The following is a 21,253-nucleotide window of genomic DNA, read 5'->3' on the forward strand; positions in this document are numbered from 1 at the left end:
ATTTTTTATCCGGTCAAAGTCACCAAACAAACCTTGATTCAGTAACTCAATAATCTTGCACAAAGATTTAATACGGGTACTGATTAGGGTAGTTTAACGGTATCCATCCAGTACGTTTTCAAAGCACCCACCATCTCAACCAGACGGTTAAAATTGAACGGCTTCGTCACAAATGAATTAACGCCAAGTGTATAGGTTTTCAATATATCTTCGTCAGCAGAAGAGGTGGTCATAACTACTACCGGAAGTCGGCGTAACCTGGAATCGTCCTTAATTTCCCGAAGGGCCTGAAAGCCATTTTTGCGAGGCATGTTCAGGTCCAGAATCAGCAAGTCAGGCCAGGGTAAGTTCTGATTGGCATAACGACCGCTCCGGTTCAAATACTCCATCAATTCTTCACCATCCTCAACGAATTGTACAGTTTGGGTGTATCCACTCTGTCGAAGCGCACGTTCCATGAACAATCGATCATCGGAATCGTCGTCGGCAATAAGAATGGTCATAAGTTCTTGTTTATAGGACATGTTGTCGGTATTGGATAAAGCAGTTACGGCAGTGATAAGGGCACTTATTTCTATCTTTTGCTGAGAGAAGTCAACTAATTAATTGACAAAAAACACGTTTCATGGATTACCTCAAACGTTTTTCTCTTCATCCAAAGATACTATAAATCATTAATTCTAACTTTATTTTCGGCAACTAAATGATCCCTCCAGTTCCTTGATTTCAGTAAGGTTTGCCGCCTTGCAAACCATTTTATTCACGCTAAAAGCCATTAACAAACAAAGGCGAAGTTGCCTTTCGTGAAACTAGAAAATGGGATAATACCCGGTAATTGAACGTAATCGGTGCCAAGCAAAAAGACAAAACTCTCCCTCTCCTTTGGTTACGTACTTCCCTGTTTGCGCCAAATGTCCACGCTGAGATCAGAAAAAAAACGCCTGATGTCTTCTACAATTTGGGGAATTTTTTCCGCACTAAATAGCAAATATTATTTGGTGCTCTTTTTTCACCAGCCGTCGCAAATGAGTATAATACAACAGCATAGCCCCTTTCAAGCCCGCCTTAGCAGACTTGGCACGATTTTAACATATTAGCCTTCCATAGCAGCAGCACATAACCTCTATCGCTACTAAATTAACCAATATGAAAAAGTCATTCAGCACTTTAATTGCAACAGCCGCAATAATGGCTGGTGCCATCTTCTTCAATTCATCTGACGCGACAGCCCAGGGGCGTACACGAGTAGGTGTAAAGGGAGGTCTAAATGCCAGTTCACTATTTTACGATAGCCAGGGGGCAACGAACAAAAATGAGCGTATTGGTTTCCACGTAGGTTTGTTTGCTCAGGCACCAGTCGGTGAGTTTTTCGCCATTCAGCCCGAGTTACTCTATATGACAAAAGGAGCATCGGCTGATTATAACTTGCTAAGTTTCAACGGAAAAAATACATTCAAACTTAACTACGCAGAGTTACCTGTACTGGCTACTTTCAAATTAGGTCAGGCGGTTGAGTTACAGGCTGGTCCCTATGTAGCGTATTTGCTTAACTCTAATGTCAACTCGAACGGAAGTTTTGGATCAGGTAGCAGTGCAATCAACCGGGACAATTTCAACAAGGTTGATTACGGTATCGCTGGTGGCCTTAACATTTATTTCGGCAAGGCATTTATCGGTGCTCGATACGAACAAGGATTGCAGCAGATTGCGAACAGTGGTGCCGCTCAAACGCTCCTGGGAAGCGCGAAGAATGGTGTAGGTCTATTATCAGTTGGCTTTAGCCTGAATTAAGAACGAACGAGTAAATGAGCGAATACTGGTTACGCCAGTTTCTTCGCTCATTTACTCGTTCGTTCTTACAAATGAATATCGTACGCTTTTAATTTATTGTAAAGCGTCTTGCGGTCGATGTTAAGCACTTCGGCCGCTTTTGTTTTATTGTAACCGGTTTTTTCCAACACTTTCAGAATGGCAGCCCGTTCGGCATTTTCTGAAACAGATTTCAGGTTAGCGGCCGATTGACTGAACACGGGTACACCAGGCCGGGCGGGGTCATAACTAATTTGAATGTGCTGATTACCCGTGTCTTCTGCCGTTAAATACTGGGGCGAAATAATTTCCTGGGGTAACACATCAGCTTCAATGTACTCACCTTGGGTAAGCAACACCGATCGCTTCACTACGTTCTGTAGTTCGCGCAGGTTACCATGCCAGTAATATTCCTTGAGTTTCTCTTTTGCCTCTTCCTCGAAACCCAGGATTTCTTTTTCTAACTGGATATTGGCCGACTCTAGAAAATGTTCGGCGAAAATCATAATATCAGCCTTGCGTTCGCGAAGGGGCGACAAATGCATTTCAAATTCGGCAATCCGGTGGTAAATATCTTCCCGGAACTTTCCTTGCCGCACCGCTTCCCGCAGGTCTTCATTGGTAGCAACAATAATCCGAACGTCAACGGGTATATCCTGGTTGCTACCGATTCGACGAATTTTCCGCTCCTGCAGTACACGAAGCAGCTTGATCTGGTTATCGTACGACAGGTTACCAATTTCATCCAGAAATATGGTACCGCCGTTGGCAAATTCAAAGCTACCTGCTTTGTCGGACATCGCGCCTGTAAACGACCCTTTCACGTGACCGAACAATTCACTACCAGCCAGCTCTTTTCCCAGAGCACCACAGTCAATAGCGACAAAAGGCTTATCAGCACGTTTACTCTTCAGGTGAACGGCATTAGCCACAAATTCTTTGCCCGTGCCAGTTTCGCCGGTAATAATTACCGACATATCCGTTGGGGCAATCAAATCAATATGTTTCTGAAGTTGCTCGGCAGCGCGGCTTTTGCCAAAAATGAACCGCTTCCCATCAGGGGCCAGCGTTGTTTTCGTCGATGTTGGTTTTGTCGCACTTGTTTTAGACGGCTGGTTAGCAGCCGCAGTTGGTGCCACACTTTTGGGTTGACTTAGTGACTGGTTACGCCGTTCGAGTGCCCCCTTAATGGTGTACAGAATTTCGTCGGGATAAAGTGGCTTTGTTACATAATCGTAAGCGCCGTGTTTAACCGTTTGCACCGCCACCCGGACGTCCGAATACCCAGTAATGATGATAACGGCTGTTGTTGAATTCATCACCTTAATACGGCGCAACATTTCCAACCCATCAATATCGGGGAGTTTGAAATCACAAATAACCAATTCAAATGACTCCTTCCGCAGCAAGGCAAGACCATCATCGCCCCGCTGCACCGACGCCGTTTTATATCCCTGCTTTGTCAGGAAACGTTCTAACAACAGGCATATATCATTATTATCGTCAATAATCAGTATTTTTTCCATGAAGAGGAAGTACTTGTTCAGTTGAATACACCCGGTTTTAGACCTGGGATGCTATTCACAAGCCTTCGTTGGCTATACAAACAAAGTTACTCAAACCTGAATGGTTTGCAAAGCCGTCTCCACAGATCGACGAGTGAATGGTTTTCCGATAAAATAGTCGGCTCCCTGCTCGGTAGCACGACGGCGTTCTGCCTGGCCATCGAAGGCACTTATCATGATGATTTTAGCCTCATTCTGACCTTCTTTAATGAAAGGCAACAGGTCAAAGCCCAAGCCATCCGGTAAATTCAGATCAAGGAATATGGCGTCAAACTGCTGAGAATTCAGCCACTGACGCCCCTCTTCTATAAAATGGGCGCATGTTGGCTGATAGCCTAACCGGCGCAAAAGACCTGATAACAGTAAGCATATATCTGCTTCATCATCAACAATCAGCACTCGCTTAGCAAGAGATGTTGTATTCATTACGGTTGGTCTGGATTGATATCCCGTATTAGCTCCTACTATCGGTCTTACCACGGTAAATTCAGTTTTCTAGTGTTTTCTATTTATAGTTACTTATATAAAATATAGTGCCGGAATTGATACCGATGTCTTAAATGTATAATTCATAAATTAATAAAGGCCAATAACTTAACTAATTGCGATTTTTCGGTCCCTGTTTTGTCTAACGTAGATCTAAACGTCTAGCCTGTATTCCTCTCTTTGAACGGGCTATTTTTCTACGATTATTCTACATGTGTAGAAACATTTCCACACCGTACAACGGCACGATTCATACAAGAAATAGTAAGCCTATAGCGTGTATGCGTTTATTATGAGCTCATTTACAAGCCTGTAAGAAGCATTTACCGGCTTCATGCTTTCCAACAAGCTAAACGGTAACTATTTGGCACAGATTTTTCTAATACAACTAACAACAGCGAGATAGCTTTTTCTGATTTACTCACGAACATAATGGGAAACCTCCTTTACACAATAGCTGTGGTGCTGATCATCATTTGGCTACTTGGTTTCTTAGGCGTACTAGGAACAGGTTTGGCAAGTAGTGGTTTAATACACATTCTGTTGGTAATTGCTGTAATCGCAATTATTCTTCGACTGATACAAGGTCGCGGTGTATGAGAAGGAAAGTACCTTTTACGGTATTGTTTTAACAAATAATGTCTGTTACAAAAGCATTCCTATTCAATTAGGTCATTTCATTTTAGGTTAAGTACAAGTTACGGTGGGTACGGAATCCCTGCGCCAGATTGAGCGCGGGGATTTTTATTTTACGCTAATCGTCAAAAAACACATACAGGTGAAGTAGGAAGGGTACGCTGGCAGCTAATCGATGCATAACTTTACACGGGTCGACATATGGGGTACCAACGCGTAAAACGTGGACGCCCTTGTAGAGAAAAATCCTCAACTGCTCAATTTATTCTGTTAGCCTATTTGAAGATCAAATAACTCATTATCAAAAAGTTACCCCTAAAAAATGATTACTGGTATAAAATTTTCTGTGTAACTAGTATCAAGTATGAAATCAATCATTCACAAACGTTATAGAAATTATGAAAGCATTGCCAGGAATAATAGTAGGTCTAGCGGTTGGCGCTGTTGTAGGAATTTTGCTTGCTCCAGAGAGTGGTAAAAAAACGCGCAAACGCATTACGTCAGAGTCTGACTCGTTTTTCAATGATCTTCAGAACCAGCTTCAGTCAGGTCTGGAAAGTATCAAGAGCCAATACAACGACTACGTTGATTCGGCCACTGAAAAAACGCAGGACTTGGTTAGCCAGGCAAAGCGCAAAGTAAAGTAGTAGATTAAGTTGCCATCAGGCAGAAACTTACCTAAAACAATAGAACAATGAGAAGCACAAGAGATTTTCTAACTGGTATCATCACAGGCGTTGTTATCGGCATTTTGACGGCTCCCCGGAGCGGCAAAGAAACACGCGATAAGTTAACGGAAGAAGCCAGTAAACATACCGGCGATCTGAAAGACCAGTGGGAAAAAGGTGTATCGCAAGTAAAAGAAGGTTTGGAGCAGGCGAAAAGCCAGGTAAACCAGTACACCGACAAAGCCAAAGAGCAATTCAACCAGTATAAGGATCAGGCTCAGGCGGATAAAGAAAAGATAAAAGACAAGTATAACAATACAGTTGACGAGTTAGCTGACAATGCCAAAGACGGTGTTGACAATGCCCAGTCATCATTCAAAGCCAACTAGAAAATAGGCTGGGCAACGTCGGTCTTGTATGACTGATGTTACCCTCACTGGTTTGCTCATTAAGTACAAATACCCTATTTACTCAACGTTATTGAAAAGTAACCCCCACCGGTCTCCGGTGGGGGTTACGTCTTTTCAGGGGTTTAATAATCTTTTAATGCTGGTTTAAGGGGCGTTTAATTGCGAGGGTAGACATTTGTGACGGAAAAAATAGTCATGGAAAAATACTCGTTTTTTTTGTCTCTGCAATTACCTGCTAACCTGAGACTTATCGTCCGGCAGGTGTTTGGTCTGCCACAGAATCAGGTGCTGGTTCCGGTCTCGTCGGTATTCCGTCCCGCGCGATTTCCGATGAGACATAACCCTTACATACGTTCATTAAGCGCGTTGCTGATCGTAGCGGCTATGAGCAGTTGTGGTAGTTCTGCCAAAACTGAAGAGTCGTCTGCCACGGGCACTCATCGCAAAAATAATCTGCTTGCCACAGCGACTTACGATACGGCGAAACTCGAAAACGTTCGCAACGAGATTAACCTAACGGGTAAAATCACCTTCAATCAGGATCAGGTCGTTAAGGTTTTCCCGCTGGTTGGTGGTCACATCGAAACGCTCAAAGCTGATCTGGGCGATTATGTTCGGAAGGGGCAGATCATGGCCGTTATTCGTTCTGGTGACCTGGCCGATCTTGAACAGGAAGCCGTGTCAGCACGGGGCCAGCTGGCCGTTGCACAGAAGAATCAGCAGGTCACTGAAGACATGAATAAAGCGGGCCTGAGTTCGCAACGCGAGTTGGTAGCCAGCCAGGAGCAGCTACAGGCCGCAAAGGGCGAATTGGCCCGGGTTGCCGAACGACGCCGGATTGTGGGTGGAACAGGCTCGGTTTATCTGGTTAAAGCACCCATGAGCGGTTTTGTGGTTGAAAAAACGGCTTCCTCCGGCATGGAACTTCGCTCCGATGATCCGGAAAACCTGTTCACCGTATCTAATCTCGATCACGTTTGGGTGCTGGCCAATGTTTACGAATCTGATCTAGCTAATGTTCATGAAGGCGACGCAGCAACCATCACCACCATCTCCTACCCGGACAAAATCTTTCGGGGGAAGATTGATAAGATATTCAACGTGCTTGACCCGGACAGCAAGACGCTTAAAGTCCGCGTTACGCTTGACAATGCCGACTATCGGCTCAAACCCGAGATGTTCGCCAATGTAAGCGTTACGTATGCCGGGCGCGACCAACGTATATCCATTCCGGCAAAGGCTGTTGTTTTTGACAAGAACCGCAATTTTGTTGTGCTGGTCAACAAAGAAAACCATCCTATTGTGCGCGAGGTAAATATCTATAAAACGATTGGTCCGAAAACGTATCTGGCGGGAGGGGTTGCTCCCGGCGACCGGGTAGTAACGACCAATCAACTGCTGGTTTATAATGCGCTGGGAAATTAAGCACATAGGCATCCGTAACCGTTTGTAACCAGCCTGCATGAAAAAAGCCAGCCTTTGTAAGAGCTGGCTTTTTTCATGCAGGCTGACTCTGGTGCGCCTGGAACCTATTTTTTCGTGACCCGAATAGAAATGCGTCGATTTTGGGCCCGACCCTCCTGGCTATCGTTCGAGGCAACGGGATGTTCTTGCCCGTACCCTTCCGCTTCCAGACGGTCCTTGTCAACACCCATTTTTTCAAGTTCGGCGCGCACCGAATTTGCCCGATCCTGCGAAAGTTTCAGGTTGCTGTCTGCATTGCCTGTATTATCGGTATAACCACCCAGTTTAACGTTTACAGCTGGATAGGCTTTTAAAATTTCGGCAATGTTTTTCAGCTGTTCCTGCGAGGCAGGTTTAAGGGTAGCTTTTCCCGTGTCGAAGGTGAGCCGGTCAAAATCGAACCAAGTAGTTTTATCGACGGCCTTGTCACTTTTTATGAATGCCAGCAGTTTATTCTCAATGCCCAGTTCCGGTATATTCAGGTCAACCCCGCTTGTCAATTTTTGAATACTGAAAGCGCCCAAACGCTCATTTGGTGTACTCACAATGTCATTATCGGCTGCCGTCGACTCTTCCAGCGGCACTTCGGTGCCGGCAGCCTCCTTCCCTTCGCGATTATAACCCGGTGTTTCAGAGGACTGGACTGCGATGTACGGCGCAATGACGAGCGAGACGATGGACATTAACTTGATCAGAATGTTCATTGACGGACCGGACGTGTCTTTAAAGGGATCACCAACGGTATCGCCTGTTACGGATGCCTTGTGCGGCTCTGATTTTTTGTAGAACATTTCGCCGTTGATTAGAACGCCTTTCTCAAACGACTTCTTGGCGTTATCCCAGGCACCACCGGCGTTGTTCATAAAAATCCCCATTAGTACGCCCGACACCGTAACCCCAGCGAGTAGACCACCAAGTACTTCGGGCCCAAAAATAAACCCGACAATAACGGGAACAGTCAGGGCAATGGCTCCCGGCAGTACCATCTCGCGGATAGATGCCTGGGTGGAAATAGCCACGCACTTTTCGTATTCCGGTTTGCCCGTACCTTCCATAATACCCGGAATGTCCCGAAACTGACGACGTACCTCTTCCACCATTGCCATAGCTGCCCGACCTACGGCCGCAATGGCCAGTGAGGAGAAAATGTACGGAATCATGCCGCCCACAAACAGGCCAGCCAGCACGTCGGCTTTGTAAATATCAATGGCCGAAATACCCGATAGACCCACAAAAGCCGCGAATAGCGCCAGCGCTGTCAACGCAGCTGAGGCAATAGCAAATCCCTTGCCACTGGCCGCGGTGGTGTTACCCACGGCGTCAAGAATATCGGTACGACCGCGGACTTCTTCGGGCAGGTAGCTCATTTCGGCAATACCACCGGCATTATCGGCAATCGGGCCAAAGGCATCAATGGCCAACTGCATAGCCGTTGTAGCCATCATGCCCGCAGCCGAAATAGCGACTCCGTATAGACCGGCAAAGTGATAGGAGGTATAGATACCGGCCGCCAGCACTAAAATGGGCAATACAGTAGATTCCATACCTACCGACAAACCACCGATGATGTTGGTAGCCGCCCCCGTTGCCGACTGCCGGATGATGGACAACACCGGACGGCGCCCCATAGCCGTGTAATATTCCGTAATGACACTCATCAGTGCGCCAACAACCAGCCCCGTCACGATAGCGAAAAACACATCCATCCGGGTAAATTCAACGCCCCGGATTTTCATCATACCAGCCGGCAGCATGGCATTGACCAAAAAGTAAGAGGCAACTAGCGTAATGCCTATCGATGCCCAGTTCCCGAGGTTCAGCGCGCCCTGCACATTTCCGTTATCGTCTTTTACCCGAACCAGGTAGGTGGCAATAATGGAGAAAATAAGACCTAACCCCGCAATAACCATTGGCAATACAATCGGCGCATGGCCGATGATCGGATCATTCGGAATCACAATTTCGCGACCCAGTACCATAGTTGCCAGAATAGTAGCCACGTAGGATCCAAACAAATCGGCACCCATACCGGCTACGTCGCCTACGTTATCCCCTACGTTATCGGCAATCGTGGCGGGGTTACGCGGATCATCTTCGGGAATACCGGCCTCCACTTTGCCGACGAGGTCAGCGCCAACGTCGGCGGCTTTGGTGTAAATACCACCCCCTACCCGGGCAAACAGCGCAATCGATTCAGCACCGAGCGAGAAACCCGCCAGCACTTCAAGCGCTTTCTCCATTGGCAGGCCATTCACATCGCCCGAGGGTTCGACGTACAATTTGTAGAGAACAATGAACAGACTACCCAGACCCAGTACTGCAATACCTGCCACCCCAATACCCATTACCGAACCGCCGGTAAACGACACCTCAAGGGCTTTGGTCAGGCTGGTACGGGCGGCATGAGCGGTACGGACGTTTGCCTTGGTCGCGATGTTCATACCAATGTAGCCGGCCAGCGCCGACAGAAACGCACCAAGAATAAATGAACCTCCTATAAGTGGACTGGAATTAGGCACCAGACTCCCCATATAGGCTAATAAGATGGCAACGATAATGCCGAAATAAGTCAGAACCCGCCATTCGGCTCTAAGGAAAGCAATAGCTCCATCGGCAATGTAGCCTGCAATTTCCTGCATGCGCGCGTCGCCAGCATCCTGCTTCGACACCCACATAAATTTGGTAAACATCACCAGCAGACCGACGATGCCCAGAATAGGGACCAGATAAACACTGTAATTCATAGAAGTGGCTAAAGGTTAGTGTTTTGATTGCTCACAAATATAGAATTCGACAACGCATAACCCAACCTAAAAAAGCCGTTTACTGACTTTTTTTAAGTTTTTTTTCTATTATTCTGTGAGATTATAATCCGTGCAACGTGAATCAATACTGTCGTTTGGAACTAGGCTTTCGATACCGTAAGTTCAAAATAAAATTTGGATCTAAACGATCTCCATAAAACATTTAAGCTGTAATTAACAGTTGATAGTAACTATGATTCGCCCTACTAACTATTTTATAAAATTTACTTTTTACTGGCTGCTCTTTTTTTCACCGCTGGTAACTCAAGCCAGCGCCGTTGATTCAATACGGGTAACGATCACGGAAGGCACGAACATGGCGGCCGATCTGTCACCGGACAAAAGCCAGCTGGTTATTGACTTGCAGGGCACCCTGTGGCTTCTCCCATCTGCCGGTGGTACTGCCAAACCCATTACCGACCCGTTAGGCGACTGCCGCCAGCCAAGCTGGTCGCCGGACGGGAGGCAGATTGCTTTTCACTCCTTCTGGGACGGGCGGTATCACATCTGGAGTGTATCGGCAACGGGCGGCAAGCCCCGGCAGCTCACGTCGGGTGTGTACGACGACCGCGAGCCCCACTGGTCGCCGGATGGGAAGCAGCTGGTATTCTCGTCGGATCGAAGCGGCAATTACGACATTTGGCAACTCAATCTGGCCGACGGCAAACTGACCCAGTTAACCCACGATTTGGCGAACGATTTCAACCCGGCGTTTTCGCCCGATGGCAAACAGATTGCGTTCATCTCTGACCGAACCGATGCGCCCGGCGTGTACGTACTGACGCCGGGCACTGATGAGAAGCTGATCACTCCCGCCATTGGTAAACTCGCCGGGGTCGGCTGGCAGCCCGATGGCTCACACCTCTATTACAACATTCTCAACAATACGCAGAGTGGCTTGGCAACGGTGTCACTGACAAACAACAAAGCGCAGATACTAACCGAAGTCAGTGACGATGTCTTTCCATTTCGGGTGAGCTGGCTCTCGGCCACGGAGTACCTATACACAGCCAATGGCCTCTTGAAACGGCGAAAAATCGGTAGTAAGACAGACCAGACTATTCCTTTTCAGGCGCTGATTGCGCTGCCCCGAAACACCTACAAACGTAAAGTGTACGATTTTGACAGTCAGAAACCACAGCCCGTTCTGGGCATCAAGGGAGCCGCGATCTCACCCGACGGCAAGCAAATTGCCTTTGCTGCGTTGGGCGATCTGTGGCTGCTGACCAAAGGAACGAAAACACCGGAACGCATGACGCAGGGCCCCACCATGGAGCTGGAACCAGCCTGGTCGCCGGACGGCACTAAGCTGGCGTATGTTTCGGATCGGAACGGCACGATGGACGTCTGGATTCGGGATTTAAGAACCGGACAGGATCGAAGCCTGGTCGATATGACCGACGATCTTCACTACCCAACCTGGTCACCCGATGGGAGTAAACTTGCTTTCTACCAGAGCGATCCCCGCAACGCCTGGGGTCGCAGCACGCTCTACGTGGCTGATGTTACCTATACCGCTGACGTTACAGCTCCTAAAACGCGCAAAGTACACGAGTCAATTTTTGTACCGAGTCAGGCCAGCTGGTCGCCCGATGGCAAAACAATTGCGGTCTCGGCACTCCACCCCTACTCATCGCGCTACCGCGAAGGCGTCAGCGAAGTACTCCTTATTTCGCTGGCGGGTACAGAAGACCGGTACGTATCACCCGCTCCGGCGCACAGCCTGGCAACCAGGGGCCAGAACGGGCCTGTCTGGTCGCCGGACGGATCGAAAATGGCGTATGTGCTCGACGGGCTGCTTTGGGTAACGGACGTTAAGCCCGACGGGAACATCGTTGGAACACCCCGGCAACTCACCACCGAACAGGCCGAAACCCCCACCTGGACCAGTGATTCAAAGAGCCTGTTATTTCTGGCGACGGATGTCTTCAAACAGGTTTATCTGGCCGATGGGCACATGGAGACGCACCCGATGGATTTGTCCTGGACGATCAGCCAGCCAACCGGGACCGTAGTCGTGCATGCCGGACGATTATTCGATGGGCGGGCAAATACGTACCGAACCAACGTCGACATTCTGATCGATGGCCACCGGATCAAGGCTATCCTGCCGCATCAGGCAGGTCGTTCCGGTACACTCGTAGATGCCTCAACGAAAACGGTCATCCCCGGTTTGTTTGAGATGCACACGCACCAGCATTCGATGGTCGGCGAGAAGATAGGGCGATTGTGGCTGTCGTTTGGTATCACCTCTATTCGTGAGCCCGGTGCTGATCCGTACGATGCGCTCGAACGAAAAGAAGCCTGGGCGAGTAGTACCCGACCCGGTCCACGTCAGTTTTTTACGGGTGGGCTGACGGATGGAACCCGTATTTATTACGGAGCTGCTACCAGCATTAATTCCGATGAGCAACTGGATCGCGAACTCAACCGCTCGGTTCGGCTGGGCTACGATCTGATCAAAACCTACGTTCGCATGCCAGACGCCATGCAGCAGCGAATTACGGCTTTTGCCCACGCACATGGCCTGCCTGTTTCATCCCACGAAATTTTCCCGGCCATGCGCTATGATGTCGATGCCGTTGAGCACATTGGCGGTACAAGTCGGCGGGGTTACTCGCCCAAGATAACGGCCATGAACCGCAGTTACCAGGACGTCATTCAGCTTCTGGCAAAATCAGGTATGAACATTACACCAACGGCCTCCTTACAGGGTGGCTTTTCGGTACTGACTACCAAAGACCCTAGTCTGTTGGAAAATCGACAGTACAAAGCGTTTTACTCCGAAGACTACACCAATGCCCTGATGGCTGGCTCGGCTCAGTATGCTAAGTTAAATCCCGGCTACCTGAGTAATTTCGGAAACCTCCAAAAAGGCGTGAAAGCCCTTGTCGACGCGGGTGCCCACGTCACGGCCGGCACCGACAGCCCTTTTGTACCCTATGGCATGAGTCTGCACACTGAGTTGCAGGTCTTCGTCGATGCGGGGCTCAGTCCGTATCAGGCATTGCGGTCGGCGACGCTTTGGGCTGCCGAAACGGTTGGGGTCAGTAAAGATTTGGGGTCCATAGAGCCTGGCAAACTAGCCGATCTGGTCATTGTAAACGGTGATCCACTCACCAACATCCGCGACGTGCTAAACGTCGAGCAAGTCATTCGCAATGGCGAGGTTCTCCCAATGGAACGGTTGCTAAGGCATCCTTAGGTACGTCTTTCTTCTATTGGCCTTCGAATGTTCTGCCACATAACGGACTGACAAGTCGGCGATGAGCAGGGCGCGCATCTTCCAATAATTCGTTTAGTTGTTAGGTAACACGGGTAAAAGGTTACCTTACTTTAGGTAGCCTTTCCTTATTTTAGGTTTTTCGTCCAAAACGGTGCCACGGTTTATTTTGGTATATGTAAAAACCATGGCACCGCTCTGGCACGTCTCTTGGCGAAAGTCTCCTATTTTTACGTTGAACTTTAATTGTAAATTTGCCCGTTGCCCGCTATAATCTACCTCCTGCCTGTGTCTCTTCAAAAATCCCTCCTCATCCTGTTGCTCGGCAGTCTGCTTACGCCCGCTGTTTTTGCCCAAGTTCCTTACGGCCCCATCAAGCCAGCCCCACCGGGTGAGATCCTGTCGAACCTCAAAAAACTGAACGTTCTGGGATCAGTGCTGTATATAGCGGCCCACCCCGATGATGAAAATACGTTGCTGCTGTCTTATCTGGCGAAAGAGCGCCTGGTTCGGACAGGCTATTTATCCCTGACCCGGGGCGATGGCGGGCAAAACCTTATTGGCCCCGAACAGGGCGAAAATATTGGCGTGATCCGAACGCAGGAACTGCTGGCCGCCCGGCGCGTCGATGGGCCGGATCAGTTTTTCAGCCGGGCGTATGACTTTGGTTTCTCCAAGCAAACAACCGAAGCGGTACGAACCTGGGGGCAGGATAAAGTGCTGGCCGATGTGGTCTGGATGATTCGTAAATACCAGCCCGACGTAATCATTACCCGCTTTCCGCCCGACGCCCGCGCGGGTCATGGACACCATAGCGCATCCGGATTTCTGGCCGAGGAAGCGTTTAAGATTTCGAGCGATCCCACGAAGTTTCCCGAACAACTAGCCTACGTAAAGCCGTGGCAGGCCAAGCGAATCATGTGGAATATGTTTATTCCCGGTGCCTTCTTGAGTAACAAAAAACCGGAAGAAGCCGGCAACCTGATCGGTATAGAAACCGGGCTGTTCAATTCGTTACTGGGCCGATCATACGGCGAAATTGCTTCCGAGAGTCGCAGCCAGCACAAAAGTCAGGGCTTTGGCGTGGCTCCTAACCGGGGCGCTAAAATTGATTACCTATTACTGAAAGGGGGCGATCCCGTCCAGAAAGACCCCATGGAAGGCATTGACATGACCTGGAAACGGGTACTCAACAGCGATGCGGTTCAAGCCCAGGTGAACCAGGTAATCAGCCAGTTCAGGCCCGATCAGCCAGCCGCATCGGTACACGCCCTGGTAAACCTGTACGGAGCGATCGGTAAACTGGATACGACCAATAGTTACGTGAAGGCGAAGCGGCAGGAAGTCGAAATGCTGATCCGACAATGCCTTGGCCTGTGGTTTGAAACCAACCCCGCCGATTATGCCGCCACGCCCGGCGAAACCATCAAATTAACCACCAACATCGTCAACCGTACTGACGCACCCGTCACGCTGGTTCGCGTTCAATACTCGACCGGAAAAGACAGTACGCTCAACCTGGCACTCAAGCCAAACGATCTTGTCCTGCTTCCAACGAGCGTACTGATTCCGAAAACGGCGAAAATCTCCCAGCCCTACTGGCTCGAAAAGCCGATAGACAAAGGCTTGTTTCAGGTAGACAATCAGCAACTTATTGGTCTGCCCGAGAATCCACCCGCTCTGACAGCCAGTTATACCTTCGACATCAGTGGTCAGCGTTTTACGTTTAGCCGTCCGGTCGTGTATAAATCGACCGATCCGGTAGACGGCGAAATTTACCGGCCTTTTATTATTCAACCCGCCGTTACAGCCAACCTGACCGAACGGGTGTACACCTTTGCCGACAACACCCCCAAAATGGGTGAAGTTGTTTTAAAAGCAGGGCGTGCCAATATCGCGGGCACGTTACGGATCGAGGTGCCAACGGGCTGGCGGATCGAACCGGCATCGCAGCCCTTCGAGCTAAAAAACAAAGGGGACGAACAACGACTGTCGTTCCGGCTGATTCCTGGCGACAAAGCCCAGAACGGAAAGCTGCAGGCCGTTATGACAACGGCAGACGGCACGTTCACAACGGGGCTTCGCGTCATTGCGTACAAGCACATTCCAACCCAGACGCTGTTTCCGCAGGCAGAGGCCAAACTGGTTAAGCTGGATGTGAAAGTAACCGCCAAAAACATAGGCTACATTGTGGGTGCGGGCGATGAAGTTCCGGCCGCCCTCCAGCAGATGGGTTGCCGGGTCACCCTTCTGGGGCCAACCGAACTGAACGGGAACCTGTCTGCCTACGACGCCATTGTGGTCGGCGTTCGGGCGTACAATACCAACAGTACCCTGGCCCGTTACCAGCCGAAATTGATGGAGTATGTTAAAAATGGGGGAACGATGGTTGTTCAGTATGTGACACCCAACAGTTCGTTTCTGCGCAATGAGGCCCCATTACCTCAGTTAGGCCCCTACCCGTTTGCGGTGGTGAACGAGCGCGTAACGGAGGAGGATGCACCCATGACGTTTATCAACCCAAAACATCCGCTGCTCAACTACCCAAACAAAATTACCGAAGCGGATTTCGGGGGCTGGATTCAGGAACGCGGCATCTACTTTGCCCGTGACTGGGACAAAGCGTACGAGCCCATCTTCTCCTCGCACGACCAGAACGAAGCGCCTAAAGAAGGTAGTCTGATCTATACCAAGTACGGCAAAGGACATTTTATGTACACGGGTCTGGTCTTTTTCCGCGAACTACCGGCTGGTGTCCCCGGCGCCTACCGCCTGTTCGCCAACCTGATTTCAGCGGGCAAGTAAGTGGTGGATATGCTGGACTGTGTGCGGTGGTGTCAGTTTGTCGAAAACTGACACCACCGCACACAAAAACTCGTTCAATTCGGGCTCAGTTGTTTTAGCCGCAGGTGCTGTAGCAGCATGATCGTTTTACCGTCCATTATTTCACCCCGTGCAACCATATCGTAAGCCTGACGAACGGGTAACTCCAGAATATCTATTTCCTCTTCATCGATGCCACCACCGGCATGGCGTTCGGTATCAGCCGAATACTCAGCCAGGTAAAAAAACAGCTTTTCCGTTACCGAGCCGGGGCTCATATACGCTTCCATCACTTTCTGCACCGATTCGATCCGGTAACCAGTTTCCTCTTCTGTTTCCCGCCGGATGGCGTCATCGGGACTCTCATCATCGAGCAGTCCGGCACAGGTTTCAATGAGCATGCCCGTTGGATTACCATTTACGAAGGTTGGTAATCGAAATTGGCGAGTCAGGATAACAGTGTCCGTCTGTGGGTTGTGTAGTAAAATCGTCGCACCGTTTCCCCGGTCATAGGCTTCCCGTTGCTGGGTTGTCCACTGCCCGTTTTTACCGAGGTAATTAAACGTAAATCGCTTCAGGATATACCAATTGTCAGACAAGAGTTTCTCTTCCGTTATTTGCACTCGTTCGACAGCCATTTGTTCAATATTGTTTGTTTTTGTTTATTTTTGATCAAAAGAACACAATTGTCTATGAATTTCCAAAACCGGAAGCAACTAATTGTACAGACGGTCGATGAGCGGGGGTCTGTCGATGTGCGGGAGTTAGCCGAACTGTTGCAAACGTCGGAGATGACTGTCCGCCGTGACTTGGTGCAGTTAGCCGCTTCCGGTCTGCTGTACCGCACACGCGGAGGGGCCATGAAAGTGAGCCTCGCAACCGACTCGTTTCGATTCGCCAACAAAACGGCCGTAAACGCCGACCGGAAAGATTACATCTGCCAGCTAGCCGCACAGGACATCGAGGAAGGCGATATTATTTTTATGGACTGCGGTAGTACCGTGTTTCGCCTGTGTCCATTTATCCGGAACAAACGAATCACCGTCATAACCAACTCACTGCCGGTAGTAGCGGAACTGATGGCCTCCGACGTAACTGTCAATCTGGTCGGTGGCGAGGTTGACAAAGAGCGGCAGGCGGTTCATGGGCTCGTGGCCGAAGAGCACATAGCCCGTTATCGGGCCGACCGGGCCTTCATGGGTGTTGATGGCATTTCGCTCCAGCACGGACTGAGCGCCAACAGCGAGAAAGAGGCCAGCACGGCCACGGCTATGGCCCGGCAAACGGAAAAAGTTTATCTCCTCTGTGACTCGTCGAAATTAGAAACCGACAAATACCTCTATTTTGCACCCCTCAACCTGTTCGATGTGCTGATTACCGATGCGGAAGCCAAACCGGACGTTGTAGCCGCTTACCGACAGGCAGGCATTACGCTGATTAATTGACCCATGTACCAAATCTGGATTGACACCGGCGGCACTTTTACCGATGGCCTCGCCCAAGACCCAAACGGAACCATACACCGCGCCAAAGTACTCAGCAGCAGTCGACTACGGGGACAACTCATTGATGGCAAACTAGTAGCGCCCTGGCTCACCGCTCCCATTTTTGACGGTTATCAGCTTCGCGTTGTCGATACGAATGACGTATACACAATTGAGTCGTTGAGTGTGGATGGGACAGTCGTTTTGAATAACGCGGTGGTGCGGCATTCCGACAGGCGGTTAGAATGCCGCACCACCGCGCCACAAACCATCGAGTTGTTCACCAGTGAGGAAGCGCCGGTTCTGGCGGCTCGTTTACTGACGCAGACGCCCGTGAATGAGCCTTTCCCACCCTTGACGATGCGGCTGGGTACAACAAAAGGAACCAATGCCCTGCTCGAACGAAAGGGGGGGCGGGTAGCGCTGCTCGTTACGAAAGGGTTTACCGATATACTCAAGATCGGTACGCAGCAACGGCCCCATCTTTTTCAGTTGGCCATTCCACCTGCCGATGTTTTGTACGATTCTGTCATAGGCGTAGCGGAACGCCTTACGGCCGACGGTCAGGTATTGACACCCCTATCTGACCAGGTCATTGCCAACTTGATCGAACAGCTGCACCAGAGCAAGCCCGATGCCATCGCGATCTCACTGCTGAATGCCTACCGGAATCCAATTCATGAAAAGCAACTTTACCAGGCGCTAACCGCAGCCGGCTTCCCCTACATTACCCTGTCGACTGACGTATCGACCACTCCGCAGTATGTATCCCGCACGCAAACGGCGGTGGTGGATGCTTACTTAACGCCGGTCATGCGTTCGTACCTGGACAACGTACAGCAGCAGCTCGGCGGAGGTACCACATCCGGGCAGCAGGTTCGCATTATGACCAGTTCGGGAGGCCTAGTACGAGCCGATCTATTCCAGCCTAAAGATAGCTTACTGAGTGGACCGGCGGGGGGTGTGATCGGGGCAGCTGTCGTGTCCGACAATCTTGGGCTATCAGCCAGTAGCACCGCCGACGGCCCGGAGCTATCGGGTACGTTGACCCTCGATATGGGTGGTACCAGTACCGACGTGGCCCGGATTCAGGGGAATTTAGATTATCGGTTCTCGACAAAAATTGGCTCGTTTGACTTACAATTGCCCTCCCTGGCTATCGAAACCGTTGCGGCCGGGGGCGGGTCGATCTGCTGGTTCGATGGGACGCAATTACGGGTTGGTCCGCAAAGCGCAGGCGCTAATCCCGGCCCGGCCTGTTATGGTGTATCCATTCCGGGCGACGTACCCCGGCTGACCATTACGGACGTGAATCTGTTGCTGGGTAAGCTGGACCCGAAGCAGTTTGGCATTCCGGTTTTTCCGGCCAAAGCGCAGGAAGCGCTGGACGCCATTATCCGGCAACTTGACGTGACGGGCACCCCGGCATCTCCCATCGATTTACTGCGCGGCTTCGAGCACATTGCCAACGAGACCATGACGGGCGCTATCCGGAAAATTTCGGTGGCCCGCGGGTTCGATCCTAAAGACTATAGCCTGCTTGTTTTTGGTGGGGCCGGTGGCCTGCACGGATGCGCTGTTGCCCGACTGCTGGGTATGGAACGACTCATTCTTCCCTTCGATGGCGGTCTGTTAAGTGCCTATGGCATCGGCCAGGCTCAGATTGAGCGAATGGCGACCCAGTCCGTCTTGAAACCACTTTCTGACGTTGGGTCAGCTATCTTCGCCATCCGGCAGCACCTCATCGACTCGGCCACCCAGGCACTCCGGCAAGATATTGGCTCAGAAACCGCTAGCCAGGTTAAATCGGTTTCGGTGTTTATGCGGCTGGCGGGTCAGGAAGCGACCGTCGAAGTCCCATTCAGTAATCAGCTGGCGGCTGATTTCGAGCATCAATACCAGCATTTGTATGGTCACTTTCCAACCAGTACCAGCGGACAACCACGAACGATCGAAATCGAAAGCGTTCGGGCGCTAGTTAGCACCGTTACCGATAGACTACCCACGAATGACTCGCCAGTAAGCCATCGGCACGCCGTTCCGGGTGGTTCGTCGGTACAGTTTTCCGGAGATGCCTATCCAACATACGACTGGACGAACTTGCAGGAAGGCGATACCTTTCGCGGCCCGGCTCTACTCCTCAATACGACCTCATCGGCCTTCATCGAACCGGGCTGGCGGCTGGTTATACAAGCCGACAAAAATGCGGTTGTCGACTACGTGGCCGACCTGGAAGAACCCGGAGAAATAGCCGCAAATGAAGTCATCCAACTGGAGCTATTCACCCAGCGCTTCCGGGCCATTGCCGAAGAAATGGGGGCCCAACTACAACGAACGGCCTTTTCAGTGAATGTTAAAGAGCGGCTCGACTTCTCCTGCGCATTGCTCGACGCCAACGCCGAACTGGTCGCCAACGCGCCCCATATTCCGGTACACCTCGGCAGCCTGGGCGTTTGCGCCCGTTTGGTTCGGGCTAAACTAGCGATCGAACCGGGCGATGTAGTCATTACTAACCACCCGAACTATGGCGGGTCGCATCTACCCGATGTAACCCTGCTGAGTGGCGTATTTACCGAGGAAAAAATGGGTGAACAGCCCCAGTTGATTGGGTATGTGATCAACCGCGCACACCATGCTGAAATTGGCGGCAAAGTGCCGGGGTCGATGCCGCCGGATGCGGTTTCGTTGGTGGAGGAAGGCGTTGTTCTGGAGCCGATGTATGTGGTTAAAGCGGGAGAGTTTTTGTGGAAAAGCACCGAAACGACCACAGGCTTATCGACTCATTTTACCGATGGTCTTTATCCCACCCGTGCCCTGGCCGAAAACCAAGCAGACATTGAAGCCGCCCTGGCATCACTCAAAGCAGGCGAAACAGCGCTCCAGGCTCTGGCCCGGCAGTACGGCCTCCCGACTGTGCACCAATACATGACGCGACTGAAACAAGCGGCAAACAGCACCCTGTTAGCGGTATTGGAACCCCTGAATGGACAGCGATTTACGGCGGAGGAATCCCTCGACGACGGCCATACCATTCGGGTGCAGATCCATGTAGCCAACGGGCGGGTTGCGTTCGATTTTTCCGGAACCTCGGGCGTTCATCCCCACAACCTCAATGCCAACATCTCGATTCTGTACAGTGCGGTATTGTACGTGCTGCGACTTTGGTGCGATAAAGATATTCCGCTCAATGAAGGCCTGATGGCCCCCGTCGATCTGATTCTTCCGGAGTCCTCTTTTCTAAATCCGATTTTCCCCGACGCCCCGTCGGCCTGCCCTGCCGTAGTAGGTGGCAATACGGAAGTTAGCCAGCGACTGGTCGATACGTTGCTGAAGGCACTAGGGCTGGCGGCCTGTAGTCAGGGTACCATGAATAATTTTCTGTTCGGCAGGTCAGCGCAGCCAAACCCTTTTGGCTATTACGAAACCATTGGCGGTGGCGCGGGCGCAACCATGGGGGCCGATGGGCGATCGGCGGTGCACCAGCACATGACCAACACCAAACTTACTGATCCCGAAGAATTTGAGCGTCGCTATCCGGTAAGGCTCCATGAATTCAGCATCCGTACTGGCTCCGGGGGCAAGGGTCAGTGGCGCGGTGGCGATGGAATCGTTCGGGATATTGAGTTTCTGGAACCCGTGCAGGCAACGCTCCTGAGTCAGCATCGGGTCATAGCACCGTACGGTCTGAAAGGGGGCGACTCGGGCCTATCCGGTCGCCAAACGTTAATTTACTCCGATGGTCGGGAGGAAAGTCTGCCCGGCATTTTCACCCGCGCCATGCAGGCAGGCGAACGCATCCGAATCGAAACACCGGGGGGCGGTGGGGCCGGAAACACCGATGATAAAAGCGAAACAAACCGCCCGTTTGTGGGTTAATATTG

General features: G+C 50.7%; 14 protein-coding genes. 9 read left to right on the top strand and 5 right to left on the bottom strand.

The window, feature by feature from the left end:
• Window positions 1-83 precede the first annotated feature (83 nt).
• Window positions 84-524: a response regulator gene (locus ACYU87_RS18675; protein ID WP_461135598.1), complete on the bottom strand. Its 441-nt coding sequence runs from the start codon at window positions 522-524 to the stop codon at window positions 84-86.
• Window positions 525-1,146: 622 nt separating this feature from the next.
• Here ACYU87_RS18675 and ACYU87_RS18680 point away from each other — a divergent pair.
• Window positions 1,147-1,791, top strand: coding sequence for a porin family protein (locus ACYU87_RS18680; protein ID WP_461135599.1), 645 nt, complete (start codon window positions 1,147-1,149; stop codon window positions 1,789-1,791).
• Between the two features lie 65 nt (window positions 1,792-1,856).
• On the opposite strand, the gene ACYU87_RS18685 is transcribed toward ACYU87_RS18680, so the two are convergent.
• On the bottom strand, window positions 1,857-3,335 hold the full coding sequence (locus ACYU87_RS18685; protein ID WP_461135600.1) for a sigma-54-dependent transcriptional regulator: 1,479 nt from the start codon (window positions 3,333-3,335) through the stop codon (window positions 1,857-1,859).
• Window positions 3,336-3,425: 90 nt separating this feature from the next.
• On the bottom strand, window positions 3,426-3,800 hold the full coding sequence (locus tag ACYU87_RS18690) for a response regulator (RefSeq protein ID WP_461135601.1): 375 nt from the start codon (window positions 3,798-3,800) through the stop codon (window positions 3,426-3,428).
• Between the two features lie 492 nt (window positions 3,801-4,292).
• Between ACYU87_RS18690 and ACYU87_RS18695 the strand changes: the two genes are divergently transcribed.
• The 4 genes from ACYU87_RS18695 to ACYU87_RS18710 all read left to right on the top strand — a co-directional run bounded on the left by ACYU87_RS18695 (window position 4,293) and on the right by ACYU87_RS18710 (window position 6,999).
• Window positions 4,293-4,460 (top strand): lmo0937 family membrane protein, encoded by a 168-nt coding sequence (locus ACYU87_RS18695; protein ID WP_461135602.1) that lies wholly within the window; start codon window positions 4,293-4,295, stop codon window positions 4,458-4,460.
• 434 nt (window positions 4,461-4,894) lie between these two features.
• On the top strand, window positions 4,895-5,143 hold the full coding sequence (locus ACYU87_RS18700; RefSeq protein WP_461135603.1) for a YtxH domain-containing protein: 249 nt from the start codon (window positions 4,895-4,897) through the stop codon (window positions 5,141-5,143).
• A 47-nt stretch (window positions 5,144-5,190) separates the two neighbouring features.
• The gene (locus tag ACYU87_RS18705) at window positions 5,191-5,553 is read left to right on the top strand and encodes a YtxH domain-containing protein (RefSeq protein ID WP_461135604.1); all 363 of its coding nucleotides are present in this window, start codon (window positions 5,191-5,193) and stop codon (window positions 5,551-5,553) included.
• 216 nt (window positions 5,554-5,769) lie between these two features.
• Window positions 5,770-6,999, top strand: coding sequence for an efflux RND transporter periplasmic adaptor subunit (locus ACYU87_RS18710; RefSeq protein WP_461135605.1), 1,230 nt, complete (start codon window positions 5,770-5,772; stop codon window positions 6,997-6,999).
• 104 nt (window positions 7,000-7,103) lie between these two features.
• Here ACYU87_RS18710 and ACYU87_RS18715 read toward each other — a convergent pair whose 3' ends face one another.
• Entirely contained in the window at window positions 7,104-9,782 is a 2,679-nt protein-coding gene (locus ACYU87_RS18715) for a sodium-translocating pyrophosphatase (protein WP_461135606.1), read from the bottom strand.
• A 253-nt stretch (window positions 9,783-10,035) separates the two neighbouring features.
• Here ACYU87_RS18715 and ACYU87_RS18720 point away from each other — a divergent pair, with 253 nt between their 5' ends.
• Window positions 10,036-13,047, top strand: coding sequence for a DPP IV N-terminal domain-containing protein (locus ACYU87_RS18720; RefSeq protein WP_461135607.1), 3,012 nt, complete (start codon window positions 10,036-10,038; stop codon window positions 13,045-13,047).
• Window positions 13,048-13,353: 306 nt separating this feature from the next.
• Window positions 13,354-15,870, top strand: coding sequence for a PIG-L family deacetylase (locus ACYU87_RS18725; RefSeq protein WP_461135608.1), 2,517 nt, complete (start codon window positions 13,354-13,356; stop codon window positions 15,868-15,870).
• 74 nt (window positions 15,871-15,944) lie between these two features.
• Here ACYU87_RS18725 and nudK read toward each other — a convergent pair whose 3' ends face one another.
• A complete protein-coding gene (gene nudK, locus ACYU87_RS18730) occupies window positions 15,945-16,526 on the bottom strand; it encodes a GDP-mannose pyrophosphatase NudK (RefSeq protein ID WP_461135609.1) in 582 nt (193 codons plus the stop codon).
• Between the two features lie 54 nt (window positions 16,527-16,580).
• Between nudK and ACYU87_RS18735 the strand changes: the two genes are divergently transcribed.
• Window positions 16,581-17,333 (top strand): DeoR/GlpR family DNA-binding transcription regulator, encoded by a 753-nt coding sequence (locus ACYU87_RS18735; protein WP_461135610.1) that lies wholly within the window; start codon window positions 16,581-16,583, stop codon window positions 17,331-17,333.
• A gap of 3 nt (window positions 17,334-17,336) precedes the next feature.
• Window positions 17,337-21,248, top strand: coding sequence for a hydantoinase B/oxoprolinase family protein (locus ACYU87_RS18740; RefSeq protein WP_461135611.1), 3,912 nt, complete (start codon window positions 17,337-17,339; stop codon window positions 21,246-21,248).
• Window positions 21,249-21,253 lie beyond the last annotated feature (5 nt).

The organism is Spirosoma lituiforme, from assembly GCF_054776635.1.

What these genes read in the sequence shown, in the direction of transcription:
- ACYU87_RS18675 (WP_461135598.1), bottom strand. Translation starts at nt 524, where the DNA reads ATGTCCTATAAACAAGAACTTATGACCATTCTTATTGCCGACGACGAT.
- ACYU87_RS18680 (WP_461135599.1), top strand. Translation starts at nt 1,147, where the DNA reads ATGAAAAAGTCATTCAGCACTTTAATTGCAACAGCCGCAATAATGGCT.
- ACYU87_RS18685 (WP_461135600.1), bottom strand. Translation starts at nt 3,335, where the DNA reads ATGGAAAAAATACTGATTATTGACGATAATAATGATATATGCCTGTTG.
- ACYU87_RS18690 (WP_461135601.1), bottom strand. Translation starts at nt 3,800, where the DNA reads ATGAATACAACATCTCTTGCTAAGCGAGTGCTGATTGTTGATGATGAA.
- ACYU87_RS18695 (WP_461135602.1), top strand. Translation starts at nt 4,293, where the DNA reads ATGGGAAACCTCCTTTACACAATAGCTGTGGTGCTGATCATCATTTGG.
- ACYU87_RS18700 (WP_461135603.1), top strand. Translation starts at nt 4,895, where the DNA reads ATGAAAGCATTGCCAGGAATAATAGTAGGTCTAGCGGTTGGCGCTGTT.
- ACYU87_RS18705 (WP_461135604.1), top strand. Translation starts at nt 5,191, where the DNA reads ATGAGAAGCACAAGAGATTTTCTAACTGGTATCATCACAGGCGTTGTT.
- ACYU87_RS18710 (WP_461135605.1), top strand. Translation starts at nt 5,770, where the DNA reads ATGGAAAAATACTCGTTTTTTTTGTCTCTGCAATTACCTGCTAACCTG.
- ACYU87_RS18715 (WP_461135606.1), bottom strand. Translation starts at nt 9,782, where the DNA reads ATGAATTACAGTGTTTATCTGGTCCCTATTCTGGGCATCGTCGGTCTG.
- ACYU87_RS18720 (WP_461135607.1), top strand. Translation starts at nt 10,036, where the DNA reads ATGATTCGCCCTACTAACTATTTTATAAAATTTACTTTTTACTGGCTG.
- nudK (WP_461135609.1), bottom strand. Translation starts at nt 16,526, where the DNA reads ATGGCTGTCGAACGAGTGCAAATAACGGAAGAGAAACTCTTGTCTGAC.
- ACYU87_RS18735 (WP_461135610.1), top strand. Translation starts at nt 16,581, where the DNA reads ATGAATTTCCAAAACCGGAAGCAACTAATTGTACAGACGGTCGATGAG.
- ACYU87_RS18740 (WP_461135611.1), top strand. Translation starts at nt 17,337, where the DNA reads ATGTACCAAATCTGGATTGACACCGGCGGCACTTTTACCGATGGCCTC.